Source organism: Ruegeria sp. BG7 (assembly GCF_056535685.1).
This window is the reverse complement of sequence record NZ_JBQFIU010000001.1, coordinates 1,218,337-1,243,116: the sequence shown is the minus strand read 5'-3', so window position 1 is coordinate 1,243,116 and position 24,780 is coordinate 1,218,337. Positions and strand designations below refer to the sequence as shown.

Genomic DNA, 24,780 nt, shown 5'->3' with positions numbered 1-24,780 from the left:
AGAAAACGGGGCCCGACAGGGCCCCGTTTCCAAAATCCGAACTCTTTAAGTTCGAGCTTATTCTTCTTCCGCATCCTGACCGACGATTTCAACCTCGTCAGCTGCCACTTCTTCACCTTCTTCGTCGTCGCTTGTGGACAGACCTGTTGGTGCCGAAATGTTAGCAATCACGAAGTCACGGTCGATGGTAGGTTTGGTGCCTGCGGGCAGGTCAACCGACGAAATGGTGACAACGTCGTTGATGTTCAGACCGGTCACATCAACGGTGATCTTCTCAGGGATATCACCTGCGGTGCAGACCAGTTCGACTTCCGGACGGACAACTGTCAGAACGCCGCCCTTCTTGATGCCGGGCGCTTCGTCTTCGTTGATGAACTCAACGGGGATAAACAGCGCGATCTTGGTGGTCCGACGCAGGCGCATCAGGTCCAGGTGGGTCGGCAGGTCTTTGACGATGTCACGCTGGACATCGCGGCAGATGACGCGGACGTCTTCGTGGCCGTCAACTTTCAGGTTCCACAGTGTCGATTTGAAGCGGCCCGCTTTCAGGCGCTTGAACAACTCGTTGAACGGAATCTGAATCGGCAGCGGCTCTTTATCGCCACCAAAAACAATGCCCGGAACCATGCCTTCGCGGCGTGCCTGACGAGCGGCGCCCTTGCCTGTCCCCATCCGTTCCAGAGCTACGAGATCAGGAATCTCTCCAGCCATGATAATTCTCCAATGTTAGGGCGGGCATCCTCCAAGGCTGTATGCCCGCGTGAAGCCGCGTCCTTAGCTTGATTCATTGAGTTTGGAAAGAGGTTTTTAGCCGTTTTCCTTTTTGCGAGGCTCTGCCTCGCGCTCCGAGGTATTTATAGCCAGATGAAGCAAGGATCCTCTGTTCATCTAGCTATTAATATCTCGGGGGAGGCGCCCATCGGGCGACCGGGGGCAGAGCCCCCCATTAACAACCGGTTCAGTCTTGCCAGCGACCGCCAAAATCTTCGGGCACAAGAAGGTTATGGCGGCCAAGATCGGTCACTTTACGCTCACCGCAAAGTGCCATTGTGGTGTCCAGTTCTTTTTGGATTACTTCCAGCGCTGTGGTTACGCCCTTTTGCCCCATGGCCCCAAGACCATACACAAAAGCGCGCCCAATGTAGGTGCCTTTCGCGCCCAAGGCCAATGCCTTTAAAACGTCCTGCCCGGATCTGATGCCGCTGTCCAAATGCACTTCGATATCTCCACCGACAGCATCCATGATTTCAGGTAGCATGCGGATCGAACTCAGGGCACCGTCCAGTTGACGCCCCCCGTGGTTGGACACAACAATGGCGTCTGCGCCTAGCTTGGCAGCGATCTTGGCGTCTTCGGCATCCAGTATCCCTTTCAGGATGACCTTGCCGCCCCATTGTTCCATCAGTTTTTCGACTTTGGCCCAATCCAGGCTGGGATCGAACTGCTCGGCGGTCCAGGCACCTAACGACGAAGCGTCTGAGATGCCTTCTACATGCCCTACGATGTTGCCGAATTCGCGTCTTTGCGCGCGCAGCATTTGGACACCCCAAGTCCATTTGGTCATCAGGTTGGCGATGGTTTTTGCCGTCAGTTTCGGAGGGGCAGAAAGGCCATTTTTCAGGTCCTTGTGGCGTTGCCCAAGAATTTGCAGATCCAGAGTGATTACCAGCGCTGAACATTTGGCGTCTTTGGCGCGCTGGATCAGTCGATTGACGTAATCCGTATCCTTCATCGTATAAAGCTGGAACCAGAATGGCTTGTTGGTGTGTTCTTCCACGTCCTCGATCGAGTTGATCGACATGGTGGACAGGGTGAAAGGTACGCCGAATTCCTCGGCCGCTTTGGCCGCTTTCATTTCGCCATCCGCGTGTTGCATCCCTGTCAGCCCGACCGGAGCCAGTGCGACCGGCATCGAAACATCCTCGCCAATCATCTGCGAGGCTGTCGAACGCCCGGACATATCAACCGCTACCCGTTGGCGCAGACGGATTTCTTCAAAATCGCTGCTGTTTTCGCGAAACGTCTGTTCCGTCCAACTGCCGCTTTCGGCGTAGTCATAGAACATCCGTGGTACACGACGTTCATATATGCGCCTGAGGTCTTCGATATTGGTAATCACGGGCATGGCTGAGGACCTCCGGCTTTTCTGGTTAATTTTCCTTACCAATCCCTTCCAAAGCCTGCAATGGATTGACCACGTGACCGGCCGTCAAAAAAACCGCCGCAGAGCTTTCTACGGCGGTTTTTTGGTTGTTGTAATGCGCTCTTTAAATCAGACGCTATGCGCCCCATCTGACAGAGATTTAACAAAATCCAGCACTTCGGCTACCGGTTTGCCTGCGCCGATCTGGCTCACGATCGCCGATCCGACAACGGCACCGTCGGACACTGATGCGATATTGCGGGACTTCTCGGGCGTGTTGATGCCAAAACCCACGATCACCGGCAAATCTGTCGCGGCTTTGATGCGAGCGACTTCGGGGCCAACATCCGTTGCCTGAGCTTCGGCCGCGCCGGTGATCCCGGTGATCGAGACGTAATACACGAAACCGGATGTGTTCTGCAGAACGCGCGGCAGACGCTTGTCGTCAGTGGTCGGAGTTGCCAGACGGATGAAATTCAGACCCGCCGCCTGAGCGGGCAGGCACAGTTCTTCGTCTTCTTCCGGCGGCAGGTCCACAACGATCAAACCGTCAATCCCGGCTTCTTTTGCATCGGCCAGAAATGCGTCTACACCCCGGCTGTAAATTGGGTTGTAATACCCCATCAGGACAATCGGAGTCGTATCGTCCATTTCCCGGAATGTGCGGGCCAGATCCAATGTGCGTTGCAACGTCATGCCGCCATCCAAAGCGCGTTGACCCGCTGCCTGAATTGTCGGCCCATCGGCCATCGGGTCGGTAAACGGCAGGCCCAGTTCGATGACGTCAACGCCTGCGCCCGGCAGACCTTTGACCACTTCAAGTGAAGTATCATAGTCGGGGTCTCCGGCCATGACATAGGCAACAAAAGCCTTCTTTCCTTCGGCTTTCAGGGCGGCAAACTTTGCGTCGATACGGGTCATCGGATGTCCTTGCACTCGGGTTTGGACCCGTGTGCAGAAAGTTTGCCCGAAAATCAATCCCGCCATGGCAGGAATAGATCAGAAGCCAAGATGATAGCGCAGCAGCACCGCGTTTACGCCAGGGTTATCGTCGTTTGTGCTGGCGTTGGATTTATGTGTGATCGCGAACGACACACTGTTTCCGTTGTCCAGTGCATAGCCCAGGCCAAGGAGACTGCGGATCTGAAAGTCACCCCCCAAGTCGTTCAGATCAATACTTGGGTTAAAATACCCTGGCATGACGCTGCCTTCCACAAACCAGCGTTCGTTCAGCGCATACAGTCCGACCACCCCCAGGCCGATGTGAAAATCGCCATTCTCATGTAGAGACAATGCCGTTCCCCAACCCACGCTGAACCGGGTCGCCTCGTGAAACGGCTTATGGTGGTATTCAAGGGAGAAAAGCGCTTGGTCCTCGGATGCATTGTCAGAGAAGTCTGCATATCCAGCGCCAAATATGACTTGTTGGGCTTGGGCTGTCGCATATGTGGAAACTGTCAACGCGGTCGCAAGTAAAAGCTGTTTCATTTTATTTTGCCAGTGAATTCTCGTCGTTCAATGCTAGTTGGTTATCGTAGGGGCATTTTTTCAATTCAGCCAAGAACACGTTTTTGGAACGTTTTTGTGATGTGACGATTTGGACTCAGCCGTGGCAAGTCCAGCAATGGCTTGCGCATTGAGGCTGACCTGCATAGAAGCTGCGTTCGTATTCTATGCAGGAGGCCGTGATGGGCTTTAAAATGGGAATCGTGGGTCTGCCGAATGTGGGCAAATCGACCCTGTTCAACGCGTTGACCAAAACCGCAGCCGCGCAGGCGGCGAACTTCCCGTTTTGCACCATCGAGCCAAACGTGGGCGACGTGGCCGTGCCGGATGACCGTCTGGACAAGCTGGCCGCGATTGCTGCGTCGAAACAGATTATTCCAACGCGGATGACGTTCGTGGATATTGCCGGCCTGGTCAAAGGTGCCTCAAAGGGTGAGGGTCTGGGTAACCAGTTTCTGGCCAACATTCGTGAAACCGACGCCATTGCACATGTGCTGCGCTGTTTCGAAGACGGCGACGTGACCCACGTGGATGGCCGCGTCGATCCCGTTGCGGACGCCGACACCATCGAGACAGAGCTGATGCTGGCCGATCTGGAAAGCATCGAAAAGCGCCGCGCCAATCTGGTGCGCAAGCTGAAGGGCAATGACAAAGAAGCACAGCAGCAGGATCGCCTGTTGGCCGAGGCACAGGCTATGCTGGAAAACGGCAAGCCTGCGCGATTGGTCGAAGTGAGCGACGAAGACGCCAAGGCATGGAAGATGCTGCAACTGCTGACCACCAAACCGGTGCTTTATGTCTGCAATGTATCCGAGGAAGAGGCGGCTGAGGGCAACGAGTATTCAGCGAAAGTGGCCGAGATGGCTGCCGCGCAGGGTAATTCTCACGTCATCATCAGCGCCAAGATCGAAGAAGAGATCAGCCTGTTGGAAGAAGACGAAGCCCAGATGTTCCTTGAGGAAATGGGGTTGGAAGAACCCGGCCTCGACCGCCTGATCCGCGCGGGCTACGACCTGCTGAAGCTGGAAACCTATTTCACCGTCGGCCCGAAAGAGGCCCGCGCTTGGACCATCCGCACCGGCACCGCCGCGCCACAAGCGGCTGGTGTCATCCATGGTGATTTCGAAAAGGGTTTCATCCGCGCCGAGACCATCGCCTTTGACGACTACATCGCCGCCAATGGTGAGCAAGGTGCCAAAGAAGCGGGAAAGATGCGGGCCGAGGGCAAGGGCTACATCGTCAAGGATGGCGATGTGATGCATTTTTTGTTTAACACTTAAGCCGCGGCACCTTCTTTGCTTCAATTCTGGGATGTCATTGCGCGAGCACCCGAGCCATGACCGCTTTGAGCCCTAAGCCACATAGCATGCGCTCTTTCGGCTCAGAGCGAATTCCCGTCGTACAGTTCCTCAGGCAATCTCATGGCATCAAGTTCATCGACGCAACCGAGGTTTACGCGATAGTGCCCAGGGTTCAGTCGTGTCTCGACAAATGCGTGGATGCCACAACGGCTGCAAAAGTGATGTCGCGCTGTCATTGTGCCAAACTGGTAAGTCGCGAGGACACCTTCTGGATCACAAATCTCAATATCGTTGGGCGCAATTGTAGTTGTTGTCATCGCGATCCCTTTGCGTGCGCACAAAGAGCAGTCGCATCGCATGATGCGTTTCACCTCAGGGCACACGAAGGCGAATGCAATAGCTCCGCAGTGGCAGCTTCCTTCGTATTTTTTCATTTGTGAGACCAACCCTCTTCACGTCGTTTAATGACGCTACTTGAATTAGGTCGCCTAGCTTGGATTCTTCACGACGCCTGAATGTCGGTTTTGTCCCGCTTCTCTGACATTCAGATACCATCTCGGGGAGTTTGCCTGCTCGTGTTTTGCTTGCGTACTCGTATTGGGCAGAGATTCTAGTCAGATCACGCGTTTCTACGCATTGAAAACCTCGCTAGAGTAATTTCTTAGCATGCCGTTCGAGAATATCCTAAATGATCGAAATCCGCGACCTCCAACTCCTCAGCGCCTTGGCGCGGCATCGCCACTTTGCCAAAGCGGCCGAGGAATGCGGGATTTCGCAGCCTGCCTTCTCGATGCGTATCCGCAACCTTGAGGACCGGCTGGGCGTCTCAATCGTCCGTCGCGCCAACCGGTTTCAGGGCCTAACCGAAGAGGGCGAGATGATCGTCCAGCGGGCGCGGCGTATTCTTGATGATACCAAAGCGCTGGAACAGCAGGTGCTGGCCGCCAAAGGTGAGATCACCGGTACGCTGATCCTTGGCGTGATCCCCACCGCGATCGCCTTCACCGGTCGCCTGATCAAACGGCTGCGCGACGCGCATCCTCGCATCGTAACGCGGATCGAGACCATGTCCGCTACGGCAATTCAGCACCGCCTGGACGAGGGCAGTCTGGATGCAGGCATCACCTATGGCGACAGTATCGGCACCGATCTGCGGCAGGTGCAGCCTCTGTACGAAGAAACCTATGTCCTGCTGATTCCGTCACATATGACCGACGAGACCGGCCCGATCCCTTGGGCGCAGGTGGCAGAATTCCCGCTCAGCCTGCTGGAGCCGCAGATGCAGAACCGGAGAATTCTGGACCGGATATTCGCCGAACAGGGACTTCATCCAGACGTTGTGGCCGAAACCAGCGGGTTCACGGCCTCGATGGTGATGGCGCGTGAGGGGCTGGCGGCCACCGTTGTCCCCCGCGTTCTGGTGCGCGCGCTGGGCGATTTGAGGGGGACCAAGGTGCTGCCCTTGGTCGATCCCATTGTCAGCAAACCGATTTGTCTGGCGACCCTCAACCGTGATCCGGAACTGCCGACGGTTCAGGCTTTACGTGCTGTGGTGACGTCTTTGCGGTGATAAGCTGTCGTTATCGTGCGATAGCGACAAGAGATTTGACGATATGCTATTCTGATGAGACACGGAGCCTCAATCGGAGGGCATCATGGCACCATTAGATACCAAGCCATCAGGCGCACCCAAGGGCGTCTGGAAGTCAGGTAAAGGCAAGGGGCGGCACACGCCTAAAGGCCGTCAATTCACGGATGAGGCGCAGGCTGAAATTCATCGCCTGTTGGGTGACCGCCCGCGCCGCCGTGACCTGTTGATCGAATTTCTGCATTTGATTCAGGACGCACACGGCCATATCAGCGCCGATCACATCGCTGCGCTGGCTGTTGAGATGCGTGTCGGACAGGCTGAGATCTATGAGACCGCCACCTTCTATGCTCATTTCGATGTGGTGAAAGAGGACGAGACGCCTCCGCCCGCGCTGACGATCCGGGTCTGTGATTCCCTGTCTTGTGAAATGGCTGGTGCCCAGCAGCTGCAGAAAGCTCTGGAAGACGGCTTGGATCCGGCTGAGGTCCGCGTTGTTCGTGCGCCGTGCATGGGCCGTTGTGATACCGCTCCGGTGTTGGAGATCGGTCACAACCATATCGATCATGCGACACCCGAAAAGGTACAGGCTGCGATTGCAGCGGGCGACACCCACGCCCATCTGCCCGATTATGAAGCCTTCGCCGCCTATGAAGCCAATGGCGGTTACGCCAAGCTAAAAGAGCTGCGCGACGGCGGTGATTGGGAAAAGGTGCAAGAAGACGTGCTGTCCTCGGGCCTGCGTGGTCTGGGTGGCGCCGGTTTCCCGTCGGGTAAGAAATGGGGCTTTGTTCGCATGAACGAAGGTCCACGCTATCTGGCCGTAAACGGAGATGAGGGCGAGCCGGGCACGTTCAAGGACCGTTACTATCTGGAACGCACTCCGCATGTCTTCCTTGAGGGCATGTTGATCGCCGCATGGGCGGTGGAGGCTGAAACCTGCTTTATCTACATGCGCGACGAATATCCGGCAGTGCTGGAGATTCTGCGCCGTGAAATTGCTGCCTTGGAACAGGCGGGTATTGTCGACAAAGGTTACATCGACCTGCGCCGGGGTGCTGGTGCTTACATCTGCGGTGAGGAATCCGCGATGATCGAGTCGATTGAAGGCAAGAAGGGCCTGCCGCGTCACCGTCCTCCGTTCGTGGCGCAAGTTGGTGTCTTTAACCGCCCGACCTTGGTGCACAATGTCGAAACACTGTATTGGGTCACCAAAGTGTGCCGTGAAGGGCCGGAATGCCTAAACAGCACCGAAAAGAATGGCCGCACCGGCCTACGAAGCTATTCGGTCTCGGGCCGGGTGGCAAAGCCTGGTGTGTACCTGCTGCCCGCAGGATCGACCATTCTTGATGTGATTGATGCCGCCGGCGGCATGGCCGAAGGCCATGTGTTCAAGGCGTATCAACCGGGCGGGCCGTCGTCAGGTCTTCTCCCTTCCAGCATCGACGACGTCCCGCTCGACTTTGACACTTTGCAACCACTGGGCACCTTCATCGGCTCCGCTGCGGTTGTGGTTCTGTCAAATCAGGACACCGCTCGCGACGCTGCGCTGAACATGCTGCGGTTCTTCGAAGATGAAAGCTGCGGTCAGTGTACGCCTTGCCGCGCAGGCTGCGAAAAAGCGGTGAAGCTGATGCAGGCCGATAAATGGGATACCGAACTGTTGGAAGATCTGTGTCAGGTCATGGGTGATGCCTCGATCTGCGGTCTGGGGCAGGCGGCCCCAAACCCGATCCGCCTGGTCATGAAACATTTCGCTGACGAAATCTGAGGGAGACAGAGCCATGCTTGACGCAAGCCCAACCAAGACCGTCACCTTCAACCTGAACGGCGATGACGTCACTGTGCCCGAGGGCACCACGATCTGGGAAGCGGCCAATGGCCGTGGACTGGTGATCCCCCACCTGTGCCACAAACCGGCACCCGGCTACAAACCAGACGGCAACTGCCGCGCGTGCATGGTCGAAGTCGAAGGCGAGCGCACTCTGGTCGCCTCATGCATTCGTCCGGCGGCCGAAGGGATGGTCGTTAAGACCGACACCGACCGCGCCGAGAAATCTCGTGCCATGGTCCTGGAACTGCTGGTGGCCGACCAGCCCGAGCAACCGCATGATGCCTCAAGCCATTTCTGGGACATGGCCAAGCTGAACGATGTCAGCGACAGCCGATTTCCTGCAAAAGAGGCCGAGAAAATCCCTCTGCTGGATGACAGCCACGTTGCGATGCGTGTCAATCTGGACGCCTGCATCAACTGCAACCTTTGCGTCCGTGCCTGCCGTGACGTGCAGGTGAATGACGTGATCGGCATGGCTGGTCGCGGCCACACCGCGCAGGTGGTGTTCGACCAGAACGACCCAATGGGCGCATCAACTTGCGTGGCCTGTGGTGAATGTGTTCAGGCTTGCCCGACCGGTGCGCTGATGCCCGCCACCGTGCTGGATGATCAGCAACTGGGCGACAGCAAGGACTACGATTCCGAGACCGAAAGCGTCTGCCCGTTCTGCGGTGTGGGCTGTAAAGTCTCGCTGAAGGTCAAAGACGGCAAGGTCAAATATGTCGAGGGCATCAACGGCCCCGCTAACGAAGGCCGTCTGTGTGTCAAAGGCCGCTTTGGCTTTGACTACATCCACCACCCGCACCGCCTGACCAAGCCGTTGATCCGGCGCGAAGATGCCCCTGAAAAGGGTCTGAACGTCGATCCTTCGGACCTGTCGACTCATTTCCGCGAAGCAACGTGGGAAGAGGCGATGGATCTGGCCGCCACCAAGCTAAAAGCCTTGCGCGACGAAGACCCGCGCAGCGTTGCGGGTTTTGGCTCGGCCAAGTGTACCAACGAAGAAGCCTATCTGTTCCAGAAGTTCATCCGTCAGGGATTCAAGCACAACAACGTCGACCACTGCACCCGTTTGTGCCACGCGTCGTCCGTTGCAGCGTTGATCGAGAACGTGGGATCGGGCGCTGTGACCGCGACCTTCAACGAGATCGAAAACGCGGATGTGGCAATCATCATCGGGGCCAACCCGATTGAAAACCACCCCGTTGCTGCGACCTACTTCAAGCAATTCACCAAACGCGGCGGCAAACTGATTGTGATGGATCCGCGCGGCGTCGGGATGCGCAAATTCGCGGATGAGATGCTGCAATTCCGCCCGGGTGCTGATGTCTCGATGCTCAACGCGATCATGAACGTGATTGTCGAAGAGGAACTCTACGACAGCCAGTACATCCACCGCTGGACCGAGAACTGGGAGGCCGAGAAAGAACATCTGCGCCAGTTCACGCCCGAGGCGATGGCACCGATCTGTGGCATCGAACCAGATCAGTTGCGCCGCGTGGCCCGCACATTTGCGCAGGCCAAGGCCGGTCTGATCTTCTGGGGCATGGGCGTCAGCCAGCATATCCACGGCACCGACAACTCGCGCTGCCTGATCAGCCTGGCGCTGATGACAGGAAACGTCGGTAAACCCGGCGCGGGTCTGCACCCTCTGCGTGGCCAGAACAACGTTCAAGGTGCCTCGGATGCGGGTCTGATCCCGATGTTCCTGCCGGACTACAAGACCGTCACGGATGAAAACATCCGGGCTCAGTTCACCGATGTCTGGGGTTCGGACGATTTCTCGAACGAGAAGGGCCTGACCGTTACCGAGATCATTGATCAGATCTATGCGCGCAACATCAAGGGTATGTACATTCTGGGCGAAAACCCGGCCATGTCCGACCCGGATGTAAACCACGCCCGTGATGCTTTGGCCAAGCTGGATCTGATGATCGTGCAGGACATTTTCCTGACTGAAACGGCGAACTATGCCGACATCATCCTGCCTGCCTCGGCGCTCTATGAAAAGAACGGCACGGTGTCGAACACCAACCGCCAGGTACAGCGTGTACGCCCGGCCGTGGCACCTCCGGGTGAGGCGCGCGAGGATTGGGCAATTACGGTTGAGTTGGCGCAGCGCATCGGTCTGAACTGGGAGTACACCGATGTATCTCAGGTCTTTGCCGAGATGAAGCTGACCATGGAGTCGCTGGACAACATCACGTGGGAACGTCTGGAAACCGAGACGATCACTTACCCGTCGCTCAGCGAGACCGACCCGGGCCAGTCCATCGTGTTCGGCGACGGCTTCCCGCGGGCCGACGGCAAGGCCAAGTTTACTCCGGCCAGCATCATCCCACCGGATGAGGCCCCGGATGAAGAGTACCCGATGATCGCCACAACAGGTCGCCAGTTGGAGCATTGGCACACAGGTTCAATGACCCGCCGCGCCACTGTTCTGGATGCCGTAGAGCCGGAAGCGAACTGCTCGATGAACCCGCGCACGCTCAAGCTGATGGGGATCGAACCGGGCGAGATGATCCGCTTGACCACCCGTCGCGGTTCCATCGAGATCATGGTGCGTGCCGACCGGGCGATCGCCGAAGACATGGTGTTCATCCCGTTTGCCTATGTCGAGGCGGCTGCGAACATGCTGACCAATTCGGCCATCGACCCCTATGGCAAGATCCCCGAGTTCAAGTTCTCGGCGATAAAGGTCGAAAAGATCGAAGACGCCATCGCAGCGGAATAACCTCTGCGCCAGTCACTCTTTCGAATTGGCGGTCTTAATGGACCGCCTTTTTCGCGTCTTGACAGCAGCTTACGCGCGGCCAACCCTGTGCCAACGATCACAAACGGAGAATGCTATGGCGCGGCGTTTTGTGGACCTGTCCGTCCCGCTGGAAACCGGCATTGTATCGGACCCGCCGATCATGCTGCCCGAGATCGAATACCTGACCCATGACCAAACTGCCGAGCAGGTCATGTCCTTTTTTCCCGGTCTTGCCAAAGAAGACCTGCCGGGTGGCGAGGGCTGGGCGCTGGAACGTTTGCAAATCGCGACCCACAACGGCACCCACCTGGACGCGCCCTACCACCACCATTCCACAATGAACAAAGGCGAGCGGGCTATCACCATTGATGAGGTTCCTTTGGAATGGTGCATGAACCCCGGTGTTAAACTGGATTTCCGTCATTTCGAGGATGGCTATGTGGTCACCGCAGCAGACGTAGAAGCCGAGCTGAAGCGGATCGGTCATACGCTGAACCCGTTGGATATCGTGGTGGTCAACACCTCGGCAGGGACGCAGTACGGTCAACCCGACTATCTGATGAAGGGGTGCGGTATGGGCCGTGAGGCGACTTTGTACCTGACAGAACGCGGGGTGCGGGTGACCGGAACAGATGCCTGGAGTTGGGATGCGCCCTTTCCGCTGACCGCGCAGGAATATGCGGAGACCAAAGACCCCTCGATCATCTGGGAAGGGCACCGTGCCTCGATGGAGATCGGGTATTGCCACATGGAAAAGCTGACCAATCTGGAAACGCTTCCACCGACAGGGTTTGAGATTTCCTGTTTTCCCTTCAAGATCAAAGGTGCGTCGGCCGGGTTCATCCGCGCCGTTGCGATCTTTGAAGATCCGGACGAGTGAGGACTATTGCCATGCTACAGGAAACACAGCCCTTAGGTGGCCATGATGGTCCGTACGATGCGCCTGTTGAAATTCACGAGTTTGCGCTGCATCCAGACTGGATCGACTACAACGGGCATATGAACGTGGGCTATTACGGCGTCGCGTTCGATATGGCTTTTGAACGGTTGCTTGTCGATCATCTTGGCCTTGGCGAGCCTCAGGTCCAGGCGTTGGGGCAGGGGCCGTACGTCCTGCAATCCCACATGCAGTTTCTGCGCGAAGTGACCGACGACATGACGATCTATTTCCAGTTTCGATTGTTGGATGCAGATCACAAACGGGGGCACTATTTCGGTCAAATGATCTCGGCCCCCGACCAGACTGTATGCGCCACGCAAGAAGTGCTGTTCATGAATGTCAGCCACAGAACAGGTCGGTCCGAACCCTATCCGGATTGGGCGGTCACTCGGTTGGCACGGATGGTGTCGGATCACGCGTCTTTGCCACCCACGCCCCAGATTGGGCAGCCGATTGGTATTCGCCGCAAATGACGCTTTAATAGTCGCGTTCGAAAAACACCCCGATGCCAGTTTCGCCGCGGCCATCAACCGTGCCCTTGACCGTGAAATTGTCTGTCACATCCAGGTTCAGGTTCACCTCGGTATCGCCTTCCGTATTGACCGTGAAGTCGGTGTACAGGTTTTCACCCAGATAGGCGCCAGCCCCCAACCGGCCCGCGCCACTTTCCGAAGCGCCGACGTCGATTGTATCCACGCCGGTGGATTCCCGCAGCCCCTTGGTGACATCACCACCCGCGCCGCTGAGTTGGGCCAGCGAGGCGGCCATCTGCGCAATCAGGAATGGTGAAATCTCCGAGAACCGATTCCCGAACAGCAGCATCGCAAGCGCTTCTTCGGCCGGGCGTTCGGGGTCAGAGAACACGTTGACCTCGGGCGAATCCAAAGGCCCCGCAATTTCGATTGTGGCAGTTCCGTCCGACGTACTGGCCGAAGACTCAAACTCGATATAAGGCGTCAGGTCGCCTTGGAGGGTAACGATGCCTTTCGTCAGGGCCAACCGGCGGCCCAGAATGTCGAAATTGCCTCGGATTAGTTCGATCTGGCCGGACGGAACAACGGCAGTGGTGGTGCCGCCGATGAAGATCCGGCCACCCAACTCTGCGTTTACGCCCCGTCCTCGGACGAACACGGCCTTGGGGGCCAGCAGGCTGATGTCCAGCGCAATTCTGGAATTGCTTTGGCTGGCCTCTTCTGTAACAACCAGCCCCGCGCGTTCTCGGGTGACAAAGGCCGGGCGGCTTTCATTGACATGTTCAATCTCGGGGATCGGTGCCGCCCCGACCGCGCCGGAAGCGGCCGCGAGATTGATATTGGTTTCATCGAATGTGATTTGCCCGGCAATCGAACTGTCTCCGGCCAGCGCCCCGGTCATTGCGATCTGGCCATTCAAGGTAGTCTCATAGAGCAGCTGATCCGTCAGCACGAGGCTGTTCAACGCTGTCGTAATCTGTGCGTTGAAAGGCGGTGTAAGGTCAACAGGTCCGGTAACGGTAAAGCCGCCGCCGGCGCGCACTCCACCACTGAGGTTGATGGTTGCACGACTTTGCGCCAGATCGATCTGGCCGCTGATACCGGTGATCGTTTGGCCTGCACCGGGAATGGCAAGAGATGTGCCAGAGGTCGTGACAGATCCGCTGAGCGACGCCAGTGCAGGTGCCCCTTTCAGGGCCAGATTGAAACGTGCCGACCCGTCGATCTTGTTGGGTGTAATAAAGATATTTGCTATCCCAAGGTTGACGCCGCCTTGCGCCTTAAGATCGGCTTCAGTGCTGGTTTCATCGAAGGTTCCTGCAACAGTGCTGGTGATGTCGGCAGGCCCTTCTGCTTTGGCGTCGATGGTCCAAAGCCCATTGTCCCGCTTTGCATTGCCCGTCGCTGCGATGGTGCCCGGGAAATCAGGGACGAACCGCTCAATGCGGTTGAATTTTGCGTCGAAGTCCAAGTCGGCTGAGCCGTTCGTATCCACTGAGCCCGCGACTTTGGCATAAGAGCTGTCCGGTCCTTGCAGATTGGCTGTGCCTTCAAAGCCTGTGCTTGTGGGCGCGACGTTTCCATCCAGTTTCAATGGCCCTGTCAGAGTGTCAGACAGTCGGCCCAAGTCGTCCAGCGCAGCAGTAAAGCTCAACCCCCCGGCATCCCGATCGAGTTTCCCAGACGCCTCAGCCGACAGGGCGGTTCCCTTCAACCGGAAACCGCGGATATCAAGCCCTTCATCGCCATTTTGCGCGTCCACGGTCAGGGTGGTGCGCCCTTGGATCAGTTTGTCGACAGCGTCGATTCCAGTCTGGATGTCGTTCGCATCCAGTTTGCCTTTCACATCAAAGCTTTTGCTTCCTAACGCACCTTTGCCCGAAACATCGGTTTTGATTGACCCGGCAAGGTCGCGTTTGGCAAGGCCCGAGAACAGAGACAGATCGGGGATGTTCAGGCTGGCTTCGCCATCCACAGCCAGCGCACTTGTCGGATCGTCGATTGTGGCTGCCGCTTGTGCCGTAACGGCGGTTCCGTTCACCTTGGCGTCGCGGATCACGATTTGATCCTGGCTGAGCGCACCGTCAAAGGTGATCTCGGTCCGACCCGAAACCAGGGGGTCGATTTCAGACATGCCGGTTTTGATGTCCCGGCTCGTCACGCTGGCGGTCCCATCGAATTCCAGCGTCTGAACCGCGCCCTTACCGTTGAGCTGTGCTTGTAAGGCACCGCCAAGCTCGCGATTTGCAAGGCCCGAGAAGATAGAGAGGTCCTGAGCATTGACCGTGGCCTGCCCGTCGATGGTCAGATTGCCACCGGGCGTGGTAACTGTGCCGTCAGCCTGTGCACGCAGGGTGTCCCCGATCAGTGTGAAATCCCGGATCGTTACGCCATCTGCACCCCGCTTGACGTCTACAGTGATTGTGGTGTTGCCGCGAATGACCGGGTCGATGTCGTCGCGTCCGGTGGACAGGTCATTTCCTTCGACCTCTAGCTTGCCGTCAAAGCTGCCTTCCAGCGGAGAGCCTTGCCCCACAAGCCGTGCAGACACCTGGCCCCCAAGATCCATCTTTGCCAGATCCGAAAACCGCGACAAGTCCGTCGCCTGCAACGTGGCCGTGCCATCTACGGCCAGACCTGTGGACAGGCCGCTGATCACCGCGTCCAGCCCCAGTTCGTAATCAGAACCAACCAGCTCCACGCCGGACAGATTGACCGTTTGATCACTGCCATAGGCGAACACACCATCCAGCGTGACGCGCTCGCCCACGGCTGCGTTCAGCGCATCGTCAGCCAGGTCGATCCCGTCCAGAGCAGCCTGAAGATCGCCATCCAGTTGCAGGGCCGTCCCTTGTTCCAGCGTTCCCTGCCCCGAGATTTGCGCACGTTGCAAATCGATCTGCGGCGTCTTTATTCCGTTGGCCGTAAGGCTCAGGTCCCAAAGATTGCCGTTTTTCTCGTCAAACAACGCCGAAATCTGTGCCACTTCGATGGACGTGTTGCCGCCCGAAACCGGCAGTACCACGTTTTGCCCGTCCGGCGGTGTGATCCGCCCTTGCAAGGCGGCCAGTTGCAGTTGCCCACCGGCGGCCAGTTGCAGCTCACCCTTGAGGTTCAGCGCTTGAGAGGTCAGCTCAAGATCACTGATGGTCAGCGCGCCATCGGGTTCGGTTCGCCCGTCCACAAACAACTGTGTCTTGGTGCCAAAGAACGTATCCATGTTTTCGGCTACAAAGGGCGTCAGATCCCCACCGAGATCGGCTGTAAAGGCGATGCCCTCGTCGGCGCTTGCCGCTGCGGTCGGGGCCGAACGCAGGCGCACCTGCCCGGTCACGCGTGGTTGGCCATCACTGCTGAGGCCAATATCCGCCGTGAAATCGCTCACCGGCCCGGACCCTCTTGCGGTCAGCCCAATGGGTGGGCTATCCGGGATTTTAAGAGCCGTAGATATCAGGCCGCCCGCCGCCTCGGTCACCTGAAGATCAAGATCGATTTGACTGTCAGAGTTCTGAAACCCAGCGCTCAGCTTGATTTCATCCCCGGCGCGGTCCAGGCGTGTGATGTCGAGATTTGTATCCAGCGTGCCATCCGCCAGTGACAGGTTTCCGGTCACTGCCAACTCTGCCGCAACGCCGATCAGTGGCTCGCCCAGAGACAGTTCGCTGATGCTGATTTCACCGATTTCGATGGAAACAGGAAGTTCGGGCAGTTGAAAGGCTTGCGTTTCCGCTGCGGGGGGCGGCGTATCTTTGGTGGTGGTGCCCGGGGTGCGGGCGATGTCAATTTCCTCTGCGGTCAGGGCGTTGACGGAAAACCGGCCACGGATAAGCGCCAGACGGTTCCAGTCCAGCACCGCATCCTTAATGGTCAGCCAGACCCCGTCATCGTCGGCAACCGTAATCTCGGCGATGGTGGCCCGTGAACTTAGCGCGCCTTGAAGGCCCGTGACGGTTACGTTCTGATCGTCACCTGACAGCGTATCCTGCAGGAACCGCTCGATCATGCTGCCGCCTTCGTCCTCCTGCGCTTGCCCGGCCGTTGGTGCAAGCAGCAGAGTGCCGATCAGCAGAGGGTATGAAAGAAACCGTCTCAAAACGCCTGTCCGATCCCGATGTAAAACTGCAGACCGTCGCCGGTGGGACCACTCACCGGATAGGCGAGATCAAATCGCAAAGGCCCAAATCCGCCCAGATCGTATCTTACACCAATACCGGCGCCAGCGTGGTCTTCGGCACCACTGCCAATGAACGAAGACGTGTCGACAACACCGTAGTCATAAAATCCGACCAGTGACAGGCTATCGGTGACCTTGCCGCGGATTTCACCTGACAAGCCGATAAACGACTTGCCGCCTGCGATGCCGGTTCCAACCGGAATGCCAAGACTTTCATAGGGCTGCCCGCGAACGGTTCCCGCACCGCCCGAGAAGAAAAGGAAGTCAGGCGTGACGCCATCGGCAGGGGGGCCAATTACGGAACCCAGCTGCGCGCGCCCGGCCAAAACGATCCGGCCCCCAGTCCCCAAGCTGGTATAAGCCCGACCATCAAAGAAAAGGCGGATACCCGTGTCAGTACCGGAAATACCAACAAAGGGCATGACTTGTGAATCAAGGTAAAAGCCGCGTGTAGCACTGACTTTACTGTCGCGTTCGTCCCATTCCGAGCGGAACGGCACGATGAAATACCTGAACTTGCGACCGCTTCCATACGCATCATCGGCATCCGACCACTGAAAACCGGCAGAGGCTTCGGCATAGAGGTTGTCCGAGAAGGTGCGACGCGCACCGTAAGCCAGCGACGCAACCGACACGTTGTAGTTTTCAGTGTTGCGCCGTTCCAGCAGCGCGCTCCAGAATGTGTTGTCGTCCGGGCCGAGGCGATCCGGTTGATCCAGGCGCAAGCCGATCCGGCCGTCGATGTTCTCGGCCCCGCCGATGTTGCGTATCGCGGCTTCAAAACGCAAACGTTCCGCGCGTTTGAACATATTGCGATGGGCCCAGGTCGCTGTCACGTCAACACCATCGCGCGAGGCAAGCTCAACACCAAAGGTTATGCGACGTTTGGGTAGGTCTTCGAAAGTGGCATCAAAGTCTAACGTGCCATCTGGATTTGGTGTCTCACGCTCTTGCAGTGAAACGACGTTGAACGTGCCGGTGCGGCGCAGACGTGTTCCGACCTTTTGAATCTTTTCAGGCGAATACACCTCTCCACTTGGAAACCCAGCGATCTTTTCGATGGATCTGTGGCGCACATCCGTGTCGCCCTTGATGAACATTTTACCGAATGTCAGCCTGCGCCCCGGTTCCAGCGTGACCTGAGCGTCCAACTGCGCCTGAGAATGCCGTGCGATGACTTTCTGCCCCGCGACCCCAGCCTTGGCATGGCCTGCATCCCGCCACCCTTGCACGCCAGCTGAAGTGGCCTGTTGAATAGCGCCGGTTGTTGCCAGTTTGCCGGTTGCGAACTCTTCCGGCAGAACGGTGTCAGGCGCCAACGGCTGTACAGTGGCGGTGCCGAATTTAAAGCTGGGCCCGGTTTCAACGTTAATCACCGCCCGGTCGATCTTTGCCGGAACAGTCAGCGAACTCATTTCCGCAGCTTCCTGGCCGTCCAGTTTGATGCTGACAACCGGGCTGAAATACCCCTCGTCATACAGGATCTGCACAATCGTGCGGTAATCCGACAATGCGGCGGACAGGATTTCAAGCGGGGTATCCAGGCCGCGCTCTTCGGCGGTGGTGACGGATGACGTCTCTTTCAGGCGCTCCACCAGTTCTTTGGACGCACCCGGCGCTGTCAGGGAGGTTTCCAATGCCAGTGACATGTTTGGGGCCAACGCCACAACAGCGACACTCAGCCAGCGCCTCAGACGGCCTTGCGGCTTGCTCCCTTGCATGAATTGCCCCAAATGTCCCAGTTCCAAATATCATACACCGCGTTTGCCACGGTCCTTTGCATTCAGGTTAGAGCATCTGAATGCGATCTGGGAAAGAGATTATGCGCCTGACGCGAAAATTTAGGGTAAATTGCGTTTGTGCTACAGTCCGGCGTTGCGCACCCATCTGATGATGGCTTGGCGGTCTTCAGGTTCCATATAGGTTACGTTTGCCGGAGGCATCGCATGCGTCACACCAGCCTGCAGATAGATTTGCTGCGCGTTTCGGGCAATATCGGCCTCGGTTTCCAATAGCACACCTTTCGGGGCCCAGAGAATGCCTTCCCATACCGGCTCGCGCGCGTGACACATCGAGCAGCGCCCAAGAACAATGTCATGGGCGTCTTCGAACCCGTCCGCATCAGCAAATTTCTGTTCATATGGTGTTAGCGGCTGTGCCTCTGCCTCTTCCAGCGGCTGGTACATGGGGGCTGTCGACAGCCACATGATGGCAATGAACAGCAGTGCGGTGGCCAGCCACGTCCAGGTGGGATTACCGGCGCGGGCATGGCGGGTGTTGAAATAGTGCCGGATGGTCACGCCCATCAGGAAAACCAGCGCAGCGATGATCCAGTTGTATTCCGTCGCGAAAGCCAGCGGGAAATGGTTCGACAGCATCAGGAACAGGACGGGCAACGTCAGGTAGTTGTTGTGGGTCGAGCGCAGCTTGGCGATCTTGCCGTATTTCGGATCCGGCGTGCGCCCATTTTTCAGATCATCCACCACGATGCGTTGATTGGGCATGATGATGAAGAACACGTTTGCCGTCATGATCGTGGCTGTGAACGCGCCCAGATGAAGCATCATCGCACGCCCCGTGAAGATCTGGTTGTACCCCCAACCCATGGCCACCAGCAGCACGAACAGCAAAACCATCAGCAAAGTGGGGCGTTCTCCAAGTCCTGATTTGCACAGGAAATCATAAACAAGCCATCCAACGGTCAGCGAGGCGGCCGAGATCAGAATGCCTTGCCATAGCGCCAGATCAGCCTTTTCCGCATCGATCAGATACAGCTCTCCACCGACCCAATAAACGATCATCAGCAGCGCGGCACCGCTGAGCCATGTCGAATAACTTTCCCATTTGAACCAGGTCAGGTGATCCGGCATCCGTTCGGGGGCCACCAGATACTTTTGGATATGGTAGAAGCCGCCGCCATGCACCTGCCATTCCTCGCCATCCGCCGGACCCGGAATGTTGCGGTTCAGACCCAGGTCGAGCGCGATGAAGTAAAATGAGGATCCGATCCAGGCCATGGCGGTGATAACGTGCAACCAGCGCACGGCAAACGCCATCCAGTCCCAGAACACGGCAAAGTCGTACATTTCAGAGGTCTCCGATTGGTTGCCACCACACTAGGCAAACAGGCTTTTCTTCGGTATTCCCGTATATTGTCAAACTGTATCAAAAAAAACGAAAAGATGTCCTATCTCGATAACATCCGCACCTTTGTCAGGGTCTACGATCTGGGCAGCATGTCCGCCGCGGGGCGAGACCTGCGAATTTCTCCGGCTGTGACTTCAGCGCGGATTTCTCAGCTTGAGGATCACTTAGGCGTACGCCTTTTTCAGCGCACGACCCGCAATCTGTCTCCGACCGAGCAAGGCAAAGCGTTTTATCCCGGAGCTGTCGCGGTTCTGGATGCGGTGGATGATGCCGAGGCTAAGGTGACCCATCTGACCGAAGCCCCACGTGGATCATTGTTTGCGGCGGCGCCGCTGGGGGTGGGTCGCCGTCTGCTGGCACCGCATGTTCCTGATTTTCTGGCTGCGTACCCAGAAGTAGACGTGCGCTTGCGCCTGACGGACCGGTCTGTCGACCTGACAACCGAAGGGCTGGATCTGGCGTTCTTTATCGGCCAACCCGAAGACAGCACCCTGCGCATCCGTAAGATCGCAGACTGTCAGCGGGTGCTTTGTGCCGCCCCCGACTATGTGTTGCGGCGCGGAATGCCATCAAGCGGGGCTGATCTGGTCGCCGACAAACATGAATGCCTGAACCTGCGCTTTCCGGGGGCGGCTGAGTTTCAATGGATGCTGGAAACCCCCGAGGGACCGAAACGTTTTGCGGTGTCGGGTCGGTTTGAATGTGATGACGGAGACGTGTTGACGGATTGGGCTTTGTCAGGGCAAGGGATTGCAATGAAACCCGTTTTTGAGGTCGCCGAACACCTCAAATCCGGGCGTCTTGTTCCGGTTGCAACCGCAACACCACCGGTTCCCGTGCAGATGGCATGTCTTTACACGCACCGGCGACATCAAGACCCGAAGGCGCGTTTGTTCATGGATTTCATGATCGAACGGATCGGAAAAATCGTCCGCAGTGCCGAGCTACCCGCTTAAGCCCCCCGGCTCTCAGTCAGCTTCCGCGATAGGTCGAATAGCCGTAGGGCGAAAGCAGAAGCGGGACATGGTAATGCGCCTCTGCATCGGACATGCCGAACCGGATGGGTACCTGATCCAGAAACAAGGGATCGTCTCCGTCCTGACCTGTTGCACGCAGGTAGTCGCCTGCAAAGAAAATCAGTTCGTAAGTGCCTGTTTTAAATGCGTCCTGCGGCAATATTGGGCTGTCGGTTCGGCCATCCGCGTTGGTTACCATCTCAACTAGTTTGCGATGAGAGTTGCCGGAAACGCGGTAAAGCGCGATTTTCAGCCCCTCAGCAGGGCAGCCACGTGCGGTATCCAGAACATGGGTTGTCAAATAGCCTGCCACCGGTCTCTCCTATCATGTGCCTTTTGATTTTTGACAGTCTGGCGCAAAGTTCGAAACAGTTGAAATGCCGAAAGAACCGGAAACAGCGTTCGGATTGATTTGATAATCAAAGGCTGTGTTCTGGGGTAAGTCTGTTGGAAACAGAAATAGAAATGGACCATACCATGCAGCCGCCGCGTTACCCCCGGGACATGATCGGATACGGAGCACACCCTCCGCAGGCGAAGTGGCCGGGCGGGGCCAAGTTGGCTGTGCAGATCGTGCTGAATTATGAGGAAGGCGGCGAAAACTGCGTGCTGCACGGCGATGACGCGTCCGAGGCGTTTTTGTCCGAGATCGTGGGGGCCGCGCAATGGCCGGGTCAGCGGCATTGGAATATGGAATCGATCTATGAATACGGCGCGCGCGCCGGTTTCTGGCGTTTGCATCGGCTGATGAAGGATCTTCCGATCACGGTTTATGGCGTGGCCACATCTCTGGCGCGTTCGCCCGATCAAGTGGCGGCGATGAAATCCGCTGGTTGGGAAATTGCCAGCCACGGCCTCAAATGGGTCGAACACAAAGATATGACCCCAGACGAAGAACGTGCACAAATAGCCGAGGCCATACGTCTGCACACAGAAGTTGTCGGTGAACGCCCGCGCGGCTGGTACACGGGGCGCTGTTCCGAAAACACAGTGCGTCTGGTCGCGGAAGAGGGCGGGTTTGCCTATGTTGCAGACACCTATGCGGACGACCTTCCCTATTGGATGCAGACCGGAGGGCGGGATCAGTTGATCGTGCCTTACACGCTGGATTGCAACGACATGCGTTTTGCCACCCCGCAGGGGTTCAATTCGGGTGATCAGTTCTTCGCGTACCTGAAAGACAGTTTTGACGCACTGTACGCTGAGGGTGAGGCGGGCGTTCCCAAGATGCTCTCGATCGGTTTGCATTGCCGCCTGATTGGCCGACCGGGGCGTGTGATGGCGCTGAAACGGTTCTTGGACTATGCACGGGGATTTGCCGATGTCTGGTTCACAACGCGATTGCAAATCGCGCAACATTGGGCAACCACCCATCCGCCGGTGCATCGCGTGCGTCCGTCACAGATGGACCGCACCGCGTTTGTCGAGGCATTTGGCGGTATTTTTGAGCATTCGGCCTGGATTGCTGAACGCGCCTTTGATCTGGAGCTGGGCCCGGCACATGACACTGCTGGTGGGCTGCACAACGCGTTGACGCGCATGTTCCGTTCGGCTTCAGAAGACGAGCGTTTGGGCGTTCTGACCGCACATCCGGATTTGGCGGGTAAGCTGGCGCAGGCCAAACGGCTGACACAGGAAAGCACGTCAGAGCAAGCCTCGGCCGGGTTGGACGCGCTGACCGATGCCGAGCGCGAGACGTTTACTGATCTGAACCAGCGCTACACGCAGACCTTCGGGTTCCCCTTCATAATTGCGGTACGGGACCATAACAAAGCGTCGATCCTCGAAGCCTTCCAGCGACGTATTGAACAGGATCGCACGACGGAATTTGCCGAAGCCTGCCGTCAGGTTGAACGGATCGCCGAGTTCCGGTTGCGGGATGTATTGCCCGCATGACCCGGCAGATCGTGACAGAAATAATCTCGGCAGACGCATTTGCCCCATTTGGAGATTTGATCGAGGCGTCTGGGCCGCCCGACAAGATCATCAACCAGGAACAATGCGGGCGGTTTCATGACCGCGCGCAGTTGGATTTTTCTGATGGCCGGGCTGGGCTGAGCCTGTTCAATGCCAACCCCCGTTCACTGCCCTACACGCTTGAGATGGTGGAGCGCCATCCTGACGGCAGTCAGGCTTTCATTCCCATGACGCATCAGCCTTTTCTGGTGATCGTCGCGACCGACAATGTCGGGGAACCGGGCGTCCCGCGCGCGTTCATAACCAAGCCGGGCCAGATGGTGAATTACCACCGCGGAACGTGGCATGGCGTTCTGACACCTCTGCGTGGCCCGGGTCTGTTTGCGGTGGTGGACAGGATCGGCACCGGCTCAAATCTGGAAGAACACTGGTTCGACACACCCTATGAGGTGGTGCCGAAACCCAATGAAGCCGCGGGATAAGCGGCAATACCCCCGTGAACTCTGACTGAGAGGACAGTGCCCATGGCCGAAACTTCAATTGGAACACCCGAACAACTTCGGGATCCGAATTTCACACCCGCGCTGCACAAGGCGATTCCACTGGGTATTCAGCACGTTCTGGCGATGTTCGTCTCAAACGTGACACCTGCAATCATTGTCGCAGGTGCGGCTGGGTTTGGGTTTGGTTCGAACTCGCCCGATTTCCCAGAGCTTTTGTACTTGATCCAGATGTCGATGCTGTTCGCTGGCGTGGCAACGTTGTTGCAGACGGTCACTCTGGGTCCGGTTGGGGCTGCGTTGCCGATTGTTCAGGGGACAAGTTTCGCCTTTCTGCCAATTATGATCCCACTTGTGGCGGGTAAAGGGGTCGACGGGTTGGCAGCTTTGTTCGGGGGTGTGATCATCGGTGGTGTGTTCCATGCCTGTCTGGGGGCTGTCATCGGGAAGATACGTTTCGCTTTGCCACCACTTGTGACCGGTCTTGTAGTCACGATGATCGGTCTGGCGTTGGTCAAAGTTGGTATCCAGTACGCTGCCGGAGGAGTTCCGGCAATCGGTACGCCAGAATACGGGTCAATGCTGAACTGGTCAGCAGCGATGGTCGTTGTTGTTGTAACGCTTGCGTTGAAATTCTTCGCCAGGGGCATGCTTTCAGTTTCAGCTGTCCTGATTGGTCTGGCGGTTGGATACCTTTATGCATTGATGGTCGGGATGGTGACCTTTGAAGCGATTGGTACAAGCTGGGGTCGCGCTTCGGCGTTTGCACTGCCTGTTCCGTTCAAATACGGGTTTGAATTCTCATTTGCCGCCGTGATCGGTTTCTGCCTCATGGCCTTTGTCTCGGCCATCGAAACCGTAGGCGACGTTTCGGGTGTGACCAAGGGTGGTGCAGGACGTGAGGCAACGGATGAAGAGATAGCCGGTGCGACCTATGCTGACGGTTTCGGTTCGGCACTGGCCGGTGTCTTTGGTGGCTTGCCCAACACATCCTTCAGTCAGAATGTCGGTTTGATCGCGATGACAGGCGTGATGAGCCGCCATGTCGTAACCATTGGTGCCTTGTTCCTGATCCTGTGCGGGTTGGTTCCCAAGGTCGGTGCAATCATCCGGACCATTCCAATTGAGGTGTTGGGCGGGGGCGTCATCGTCATGTTCGGGATGGTTGTGGCTGCGGGTATTTCGATGCTGTCAGATGTAGACTGGAACAGGCGCAACATGGTGATTTTTGCGATCTCGCTTTCCATCGGATTCGGTTTACAGCTTGAACCAGACGCGGTTCAGCACTTGCCGGACACGCTGGGTATCCTGATGAAAAGTGGACTTCTGCCAGCAGCAGTTATTGCGATCGTGCTCAACCTCATCCTGCCGGAAGAATTGACTGACGAAGCCACCGAAGAAGTATCGGGTGGAATGTCCGGGCATGGTGCAGGCAGCTTGCCTGGACATAAGTAACCTGTTCCCCGCCGGATCACGTGCCATCCGT

General features: G+C 57.3%; 19 protein-coding genes. 10 read left to right on the top strand and 9 right to left on the bottom strand.

Annotated elements, in window-relative coordinates; all coding sequences use genetic code 11:
- Nucleotides 1-57: 57 nt before the first annotated feature.
- The 4 genes from ACR3EH_RS06125 to ACR3EH_RS06110 all read right to left on the bottom strand — a co-directional run bounded on the left by ACR3EH_RS06125 (nucleotide 58) and on the right by ACR3EH_RS06110 (nucleotide 3,631).
- Entirely contained in the window at nucleotides 58-711 is a 654-nt protein-coding gene (locus tag ACR3EH_RS06125; protein ID WP_171187002.1) for a 50S ribosomal protein L25/general stress protein Ctc, read from the bottom strand.
- A gap of 247 nt (nucleotides 712-958) precedes the next feature.
- A complete protein-coding gene (locus tag ACR3EH_RS06120; RefSeq protein WP_171676070.1) occupies nucleotides 959-2,125 on the bottom strand; it encodes an alpha-hydroxy acid oxidase in 1,167 nt (388 codons plus the stop codon).
- A gap of 147 nt (nucleotides 2,126-2,272) precedes the next feature.
- Nucleotides 2,273-3,064, bottom strand: coding sequence for a tryptophan synthase subunit alpha (trpA, locus tag ACR3EH_RS06115; protein ID WP_171186997.1), 792 nt, complete (start codon nucleotides 3,062-3,064; stop codon nucleotides 2,273-2,275).
- A 78-nt stretch (nucleotides 3,065-3,142) separates the two neighbouring features.
- Nucleotides 3,143-3,631 (bottom strand): acyloxyacyl hydrolase, encoded by a 489-nt coding sequence (locus ACR3EH_RS06110; protein ID WP_171186995.1) that lies wholly within the window; start codon nucleotides 3,629-3,631, stop codon nucleotides 3,143-3,145.
- 200 nt (nucleotides 3,632-3,831) lie between these two features.
- Here ACR3EH_RS06110 and ychF point away from each other — a divergent pair, with 200 nt between their 5' ends.
- Nucleotides 3,832-4,929 (top strand): redox-regulated ATPase YchF, encoded by a 1,098-nt coding sequence (gene ychF, locus ACR3EH_RS06105; protein WP_171186993.1) that lies wholly within the window; start codon nucleotides 3,832-3,834, stop codon nucleotides 4,927-4,929.
- 101 nt (nucleotides 4,930-5,030) lie between these two features.
- On the opposite strand, the gene ACR3EH_RS06100 is transcribed toward ychF, so the two are convergent.
- Nucleotides 5,031-5,384, bottom strand: a complete 354-nt coding sequence (locus ACR3EH_RS06100) for a GFA family protein (protein ID WP_171186991.1) — start codon at nucleotides 5,382-5,384, stop codon at nucleotides 5,031-5,033.
- Nucleotides 5,385-5,638: 254 nt separating this feature from the next.
- Between ACR3EH_RS06100 and ACR3EH_RS06095 the strand changes: the two genes are divergently transcribed.
- The 5 genes from ACR3EH_RS06095 (at nucleotide 5,639) to ACR3EH_RS06075 (ending at nucleotide 12,540) form a co-directional block, all read left to right on the top strand.
- The gene (locus ACR3EH_RS06095) at nucleotides 5,639-6,520 is read left to right on the top strand and encodes a LysR family transcriptional regulator (protein ID WP_171186990.1); all 882 of its coding nucleotides are present in this window, start codon (nucleotides 5,639-5,641) and stop codon (nucleotides 6,518-6,520) included.
- Between the two features lie 85 nt (nucleotides 6,521-6,605).
- Complete coding sequence (locus ACR3EH_RS06090) at nucleotides 6,606-8,309, top strand: NAD(P)H-dependent oxidoreductase subunit E (RefSeq protein WP_171186988.1); 1,704 nt, start codon at nucleotides 6,606-6,608, stop codon at nucleotides 8,307-8,309.
- A gap of 13 nt (nucleotides 8,310-8,322) precedes the next feature.
- Entirely contained in the window at nucleotides 8,323-11,106 is a 2,784-nt protein-coding gene (gene fdhF / locus ACR3EH_RS06085) for a formate dehydrogenase subunit alpha (RefSeq protein WP_171647569.1), read from the top strand.
- Nucleotides 11,107-11,221: 115 nt separating this feature from the next.
- The gene (locus tag ACR3EH_RS06080; protein ID WP_171186984.1) at nucleotides 11,222-12,007 is read left to right on the top strand and encodes a cyclase family protein; all 786 of its coding nucleotides are present in this window, start codon (nucleotides 11,222-11,224) and stop codon (nucleotides 12,005-12,007) included.
- An 11-nt stretch (nucleotides 12,008-12,018) separates the two neighbouring features.
- Complete coding sequence (locus tag ACR3EH_RS06075; protein WP_171647567.1) at nucleotides 12,019-12,540, top strand: thioesterase family protein; 522 nt, start codon at nucleotides 12,019-12,021, stop codon at nucleotides 12,538-12,540.
- Nucleotides 12,541-12,544: 4 nt separating this feature from the next.
- On the opposite strand, the gene ACR3EH_RS06070 is transcribed toward ACR3EH_RS06075, so the two are convergent.
- From ACR3EH_RS06070 to ACR3EH_RS06060, 3 genes are all read right to left on the bottom strand, one after another.
- A complete protein-coding gene (locus tag ACR3EH_RS06070) occupies nucleotides 12,545-16,633 on the bottom strand; it encodes a translocation/assembly module TamB domain-containing protein (RefSeq protein ID WP_253762089.1) in 4,089 nt (1,362 codons plus the stop codon).
- On the bottom strand, nucleotides 16,630-18,435 hold the full coding sequence (locus tag ACR3EH_RS06065) for an autotransporter assembly complex protein TamA (RefSeq protein WP_171676068.1): 1,806 nt from the start codon (nucleotides 18,433-18,435) through the stop codon (nucleotides 16,630-16,632). Before ACR3EH_RS06065 ends, ACR3EH_RS06070 begins: the two co-directional genes overlap by 4 nt.
- 141 nt (nucleotides 18,436-18,576) lie before the next feature.
- Nucleotides 18,577-19,800 carry a urate hydroxylase PuuD gene (locus ACR3EH_RS06060; RefSeq protein WP_171186978.1) on the bottom strand — a complete coding sequence of 408 codons (1,224 nt, stop codon included), beginning with the start codon at nucleotides 19,798-19,800 and terminating at the stop codon, nucleotides 18,577-18,579.
- Between the two features lie 96 nt (nucleotides 19,801-19,896).
- Here ACR3EH_RS06060 and ACR3EH_RS06055 point away from each other — a divergent pair, with 96 nt between their 5' ends.
- Nucleotides 19,897-20,817, top strand: coding sequence for a LysR family transcriptional regulator (locus ACR3EH_RS06055; protein WP_171186976.1), 921 nt, complete (start codon nucleotides 19,897-19,899; stop codon nucleotides 20,815-20,817).
- 16 nt (nucleotides 20,818-20,833) lie between these two features.
- Here ACR3EH_RS06055 and uraH read toward each other — a convergent pair whose 3' ends face one another.
- Nucleotides 20,834-21,190: a hydroxyisourate hydrolase gene (gene uraH / locus ACR3EH_RS06050; protein WP_171186974.1), complete on the bottom strand. Its 357-nt coding sequence runs from the start codon at nucleotides 21,188-21,190 to the stop codon at nucleotides 20,834-20,836.
- Between the two features lie 164 nt (nucleotides 21,191-21,354).
- Here uraH and puuE point away from each other — a divergent pair, with 164 nt between their 5' ends.
- The 3 genes from puuE to ACR3EH_RS06035 are packed head-to-tail and all read left to right on the top strand — an operon-like array spanning nucleotide 21,355 to nucleotide 24,749.
- Entirely contained in the window at nucleotides 21,355-22,773 is a 1,419-nt protein-coding gene (gene puuE / locus ACR3EH_RS06045; RefSeq protein ID WP_171187143.1) for an allantoinase PuuE, read from the top strand.
- Nucleotides 22,770-23,276 carry an ureidoglycolate lyase gene (locus tag ACR3EH_RS06040; RefSeq protein ID WP_171186972.1) on the top strand — a complete coding sequence of 169 codons (507 nt, stop codon included), beginning with the start codon at nucleotides 22,770-22,772 and terminating at the stop codon, nucleotides 23,274-23,276. Before puuE ends, ACR3EH_RS06040 begins: the two co-directional genes overlap by 4 nt.
- Nucleotides 23,277-23,318: 42 nt before the next feature.
- Complete coding sequence (locus ACR3EH_RS06035) at nucleotides 23,319-24,749, top strand: uracil-xanthine permease family protein (protein ID WP_171094274.1); 1,431 nt, start codon at nucleotides 23,319-23,321, stop codon at nucleotides 24,747-24,749.
- The last annotated feature ends 31 nt before the right edge of the window (nucleotides 24,750-24,780 follow it).

Excerpts from the sequence above, each read along its gene's own strand:
- ACR3EH_RS06125 (WP_171187002.1), bottom strand. The coding sequence starts at position 711 with ATGGCTGGAGAGATTCCTGATCTCGTAGCTCTGGAACGGATGGGGACA.
- ACR3EH_RS06120 (WP_171676070.1), bottom strand. The coding sequence starts at position 2,125 with ATGCCCGTGATTACCAATATCGAAGACCTCAGGCGCATATATGAACGT.
- trpA (WP_171186997.1), bottom strand. The coding sequence starts at position 3,064 with ATGACCCGTATCGACGCAAAGTTTGCCGCCCTGAAAGCCGAAGGAAAG.
- ACR3EH_RS06110 (WP_171186995.1), bottom strand. The coding sequence starts at position 3,631 with ATGAAACAGCTTTTACTTGCGACCGCGTTGACAGTTTCCACATATGCG.
- ychF (WP_171186993.1), top strand. The coding sequence starts at position 3,832 with ATGGGCTTTAAAATGGGAATCGTGGGTCTGCCGAATGTGGGCAAATCG.
- ACR3EH_RS06100 (WP_171186991.1), bottom strand. The coding sequence starts at position 5,384 with ATGAAAAAATACGAAGGAAGCTGCCACTGCGGAGCTATTGCATTCGCC.
- ACR3EH_RS06095 (WP_171186990.1), top strand. The coding sequence starts at position 5,639 with ATGATCGAAATCCGCGACCTCCAACTCCTCAGCGCCTTGGCGCGGCAT.
- ACR3EH_RS06090 (WP_171186988.1), top strand. The coding sequence starts at position 6,606 with ATGGCACCATTAGATACCAAGCCATCAGGCGCACCCAAGGGCGTCTGG.
- fdhF (WP_171647569.1), top strand. The coding sequence starts at position 8,323 with ATGCTTGACGCAAGCCCAACCAAGACCGTCACCTTCAACCTGAACGGC.
- ACR3EH_RS06080 (WP_171186984.1), top strand. The coding sequence starts at position 11,222 with ATGGCGCGGCGTTTTGTGGACCTGTCCGTCCCGCTGGAAACCGGCATT.
- ACR3EH_RS06075 (WP_171647567.1), top strand. The coding sequence starts at position 12,019 with ATGCTACAGGAAACACAGCCCTTAGGTGGCCATGATGGTCCGTACGAT.
- ACR3EH_RS06065 (WP_171676068.1), bottom strand. The coding sequence starts at position 18,435 with ATGCAAGGGAGCAAGCCGCAAGGCCGTCTGAGGCGCTGGCTGAGTGTC.
- ACR3EH_RS06060 (WP_171186978.1), bottom strand. The coding sequence starts at position 19,800 with ATGTACGACTTTGCCGTGTTCTGGGACTGGATGGCGTTTGCCGTGCGC.
- ACR3EH_RS06055 (WP_171186976.1), top strand. The coding sequence starts at position 19,897 with ATGTCCTATCTCGATAACATCCGCACCTTTGTCAGGGTCTACGATCTG.
- puuE (WP_171187143.1), top strand. The coding sequence starts at position 21,355 with ATGCAGCCGCCGCGTTACCCCCGGGACATGATCGGATACGGAGCACAC.
- ACR3EH_RS06040 (WP_171186972.1), top strand. The coding sequence starts at position 22,770 with ATGACCCGGCAGATCGTGACAGAAATAATCTCGGCAGACGCATTTGCC.
- ACR3EH_RS06035 (WP_171094274.1), top strand. The coding sequence starts at position 23,319 with ATGGCCGAAACTTCAATTGGAACACCCGAACAACTTCGGGATCCGAAT.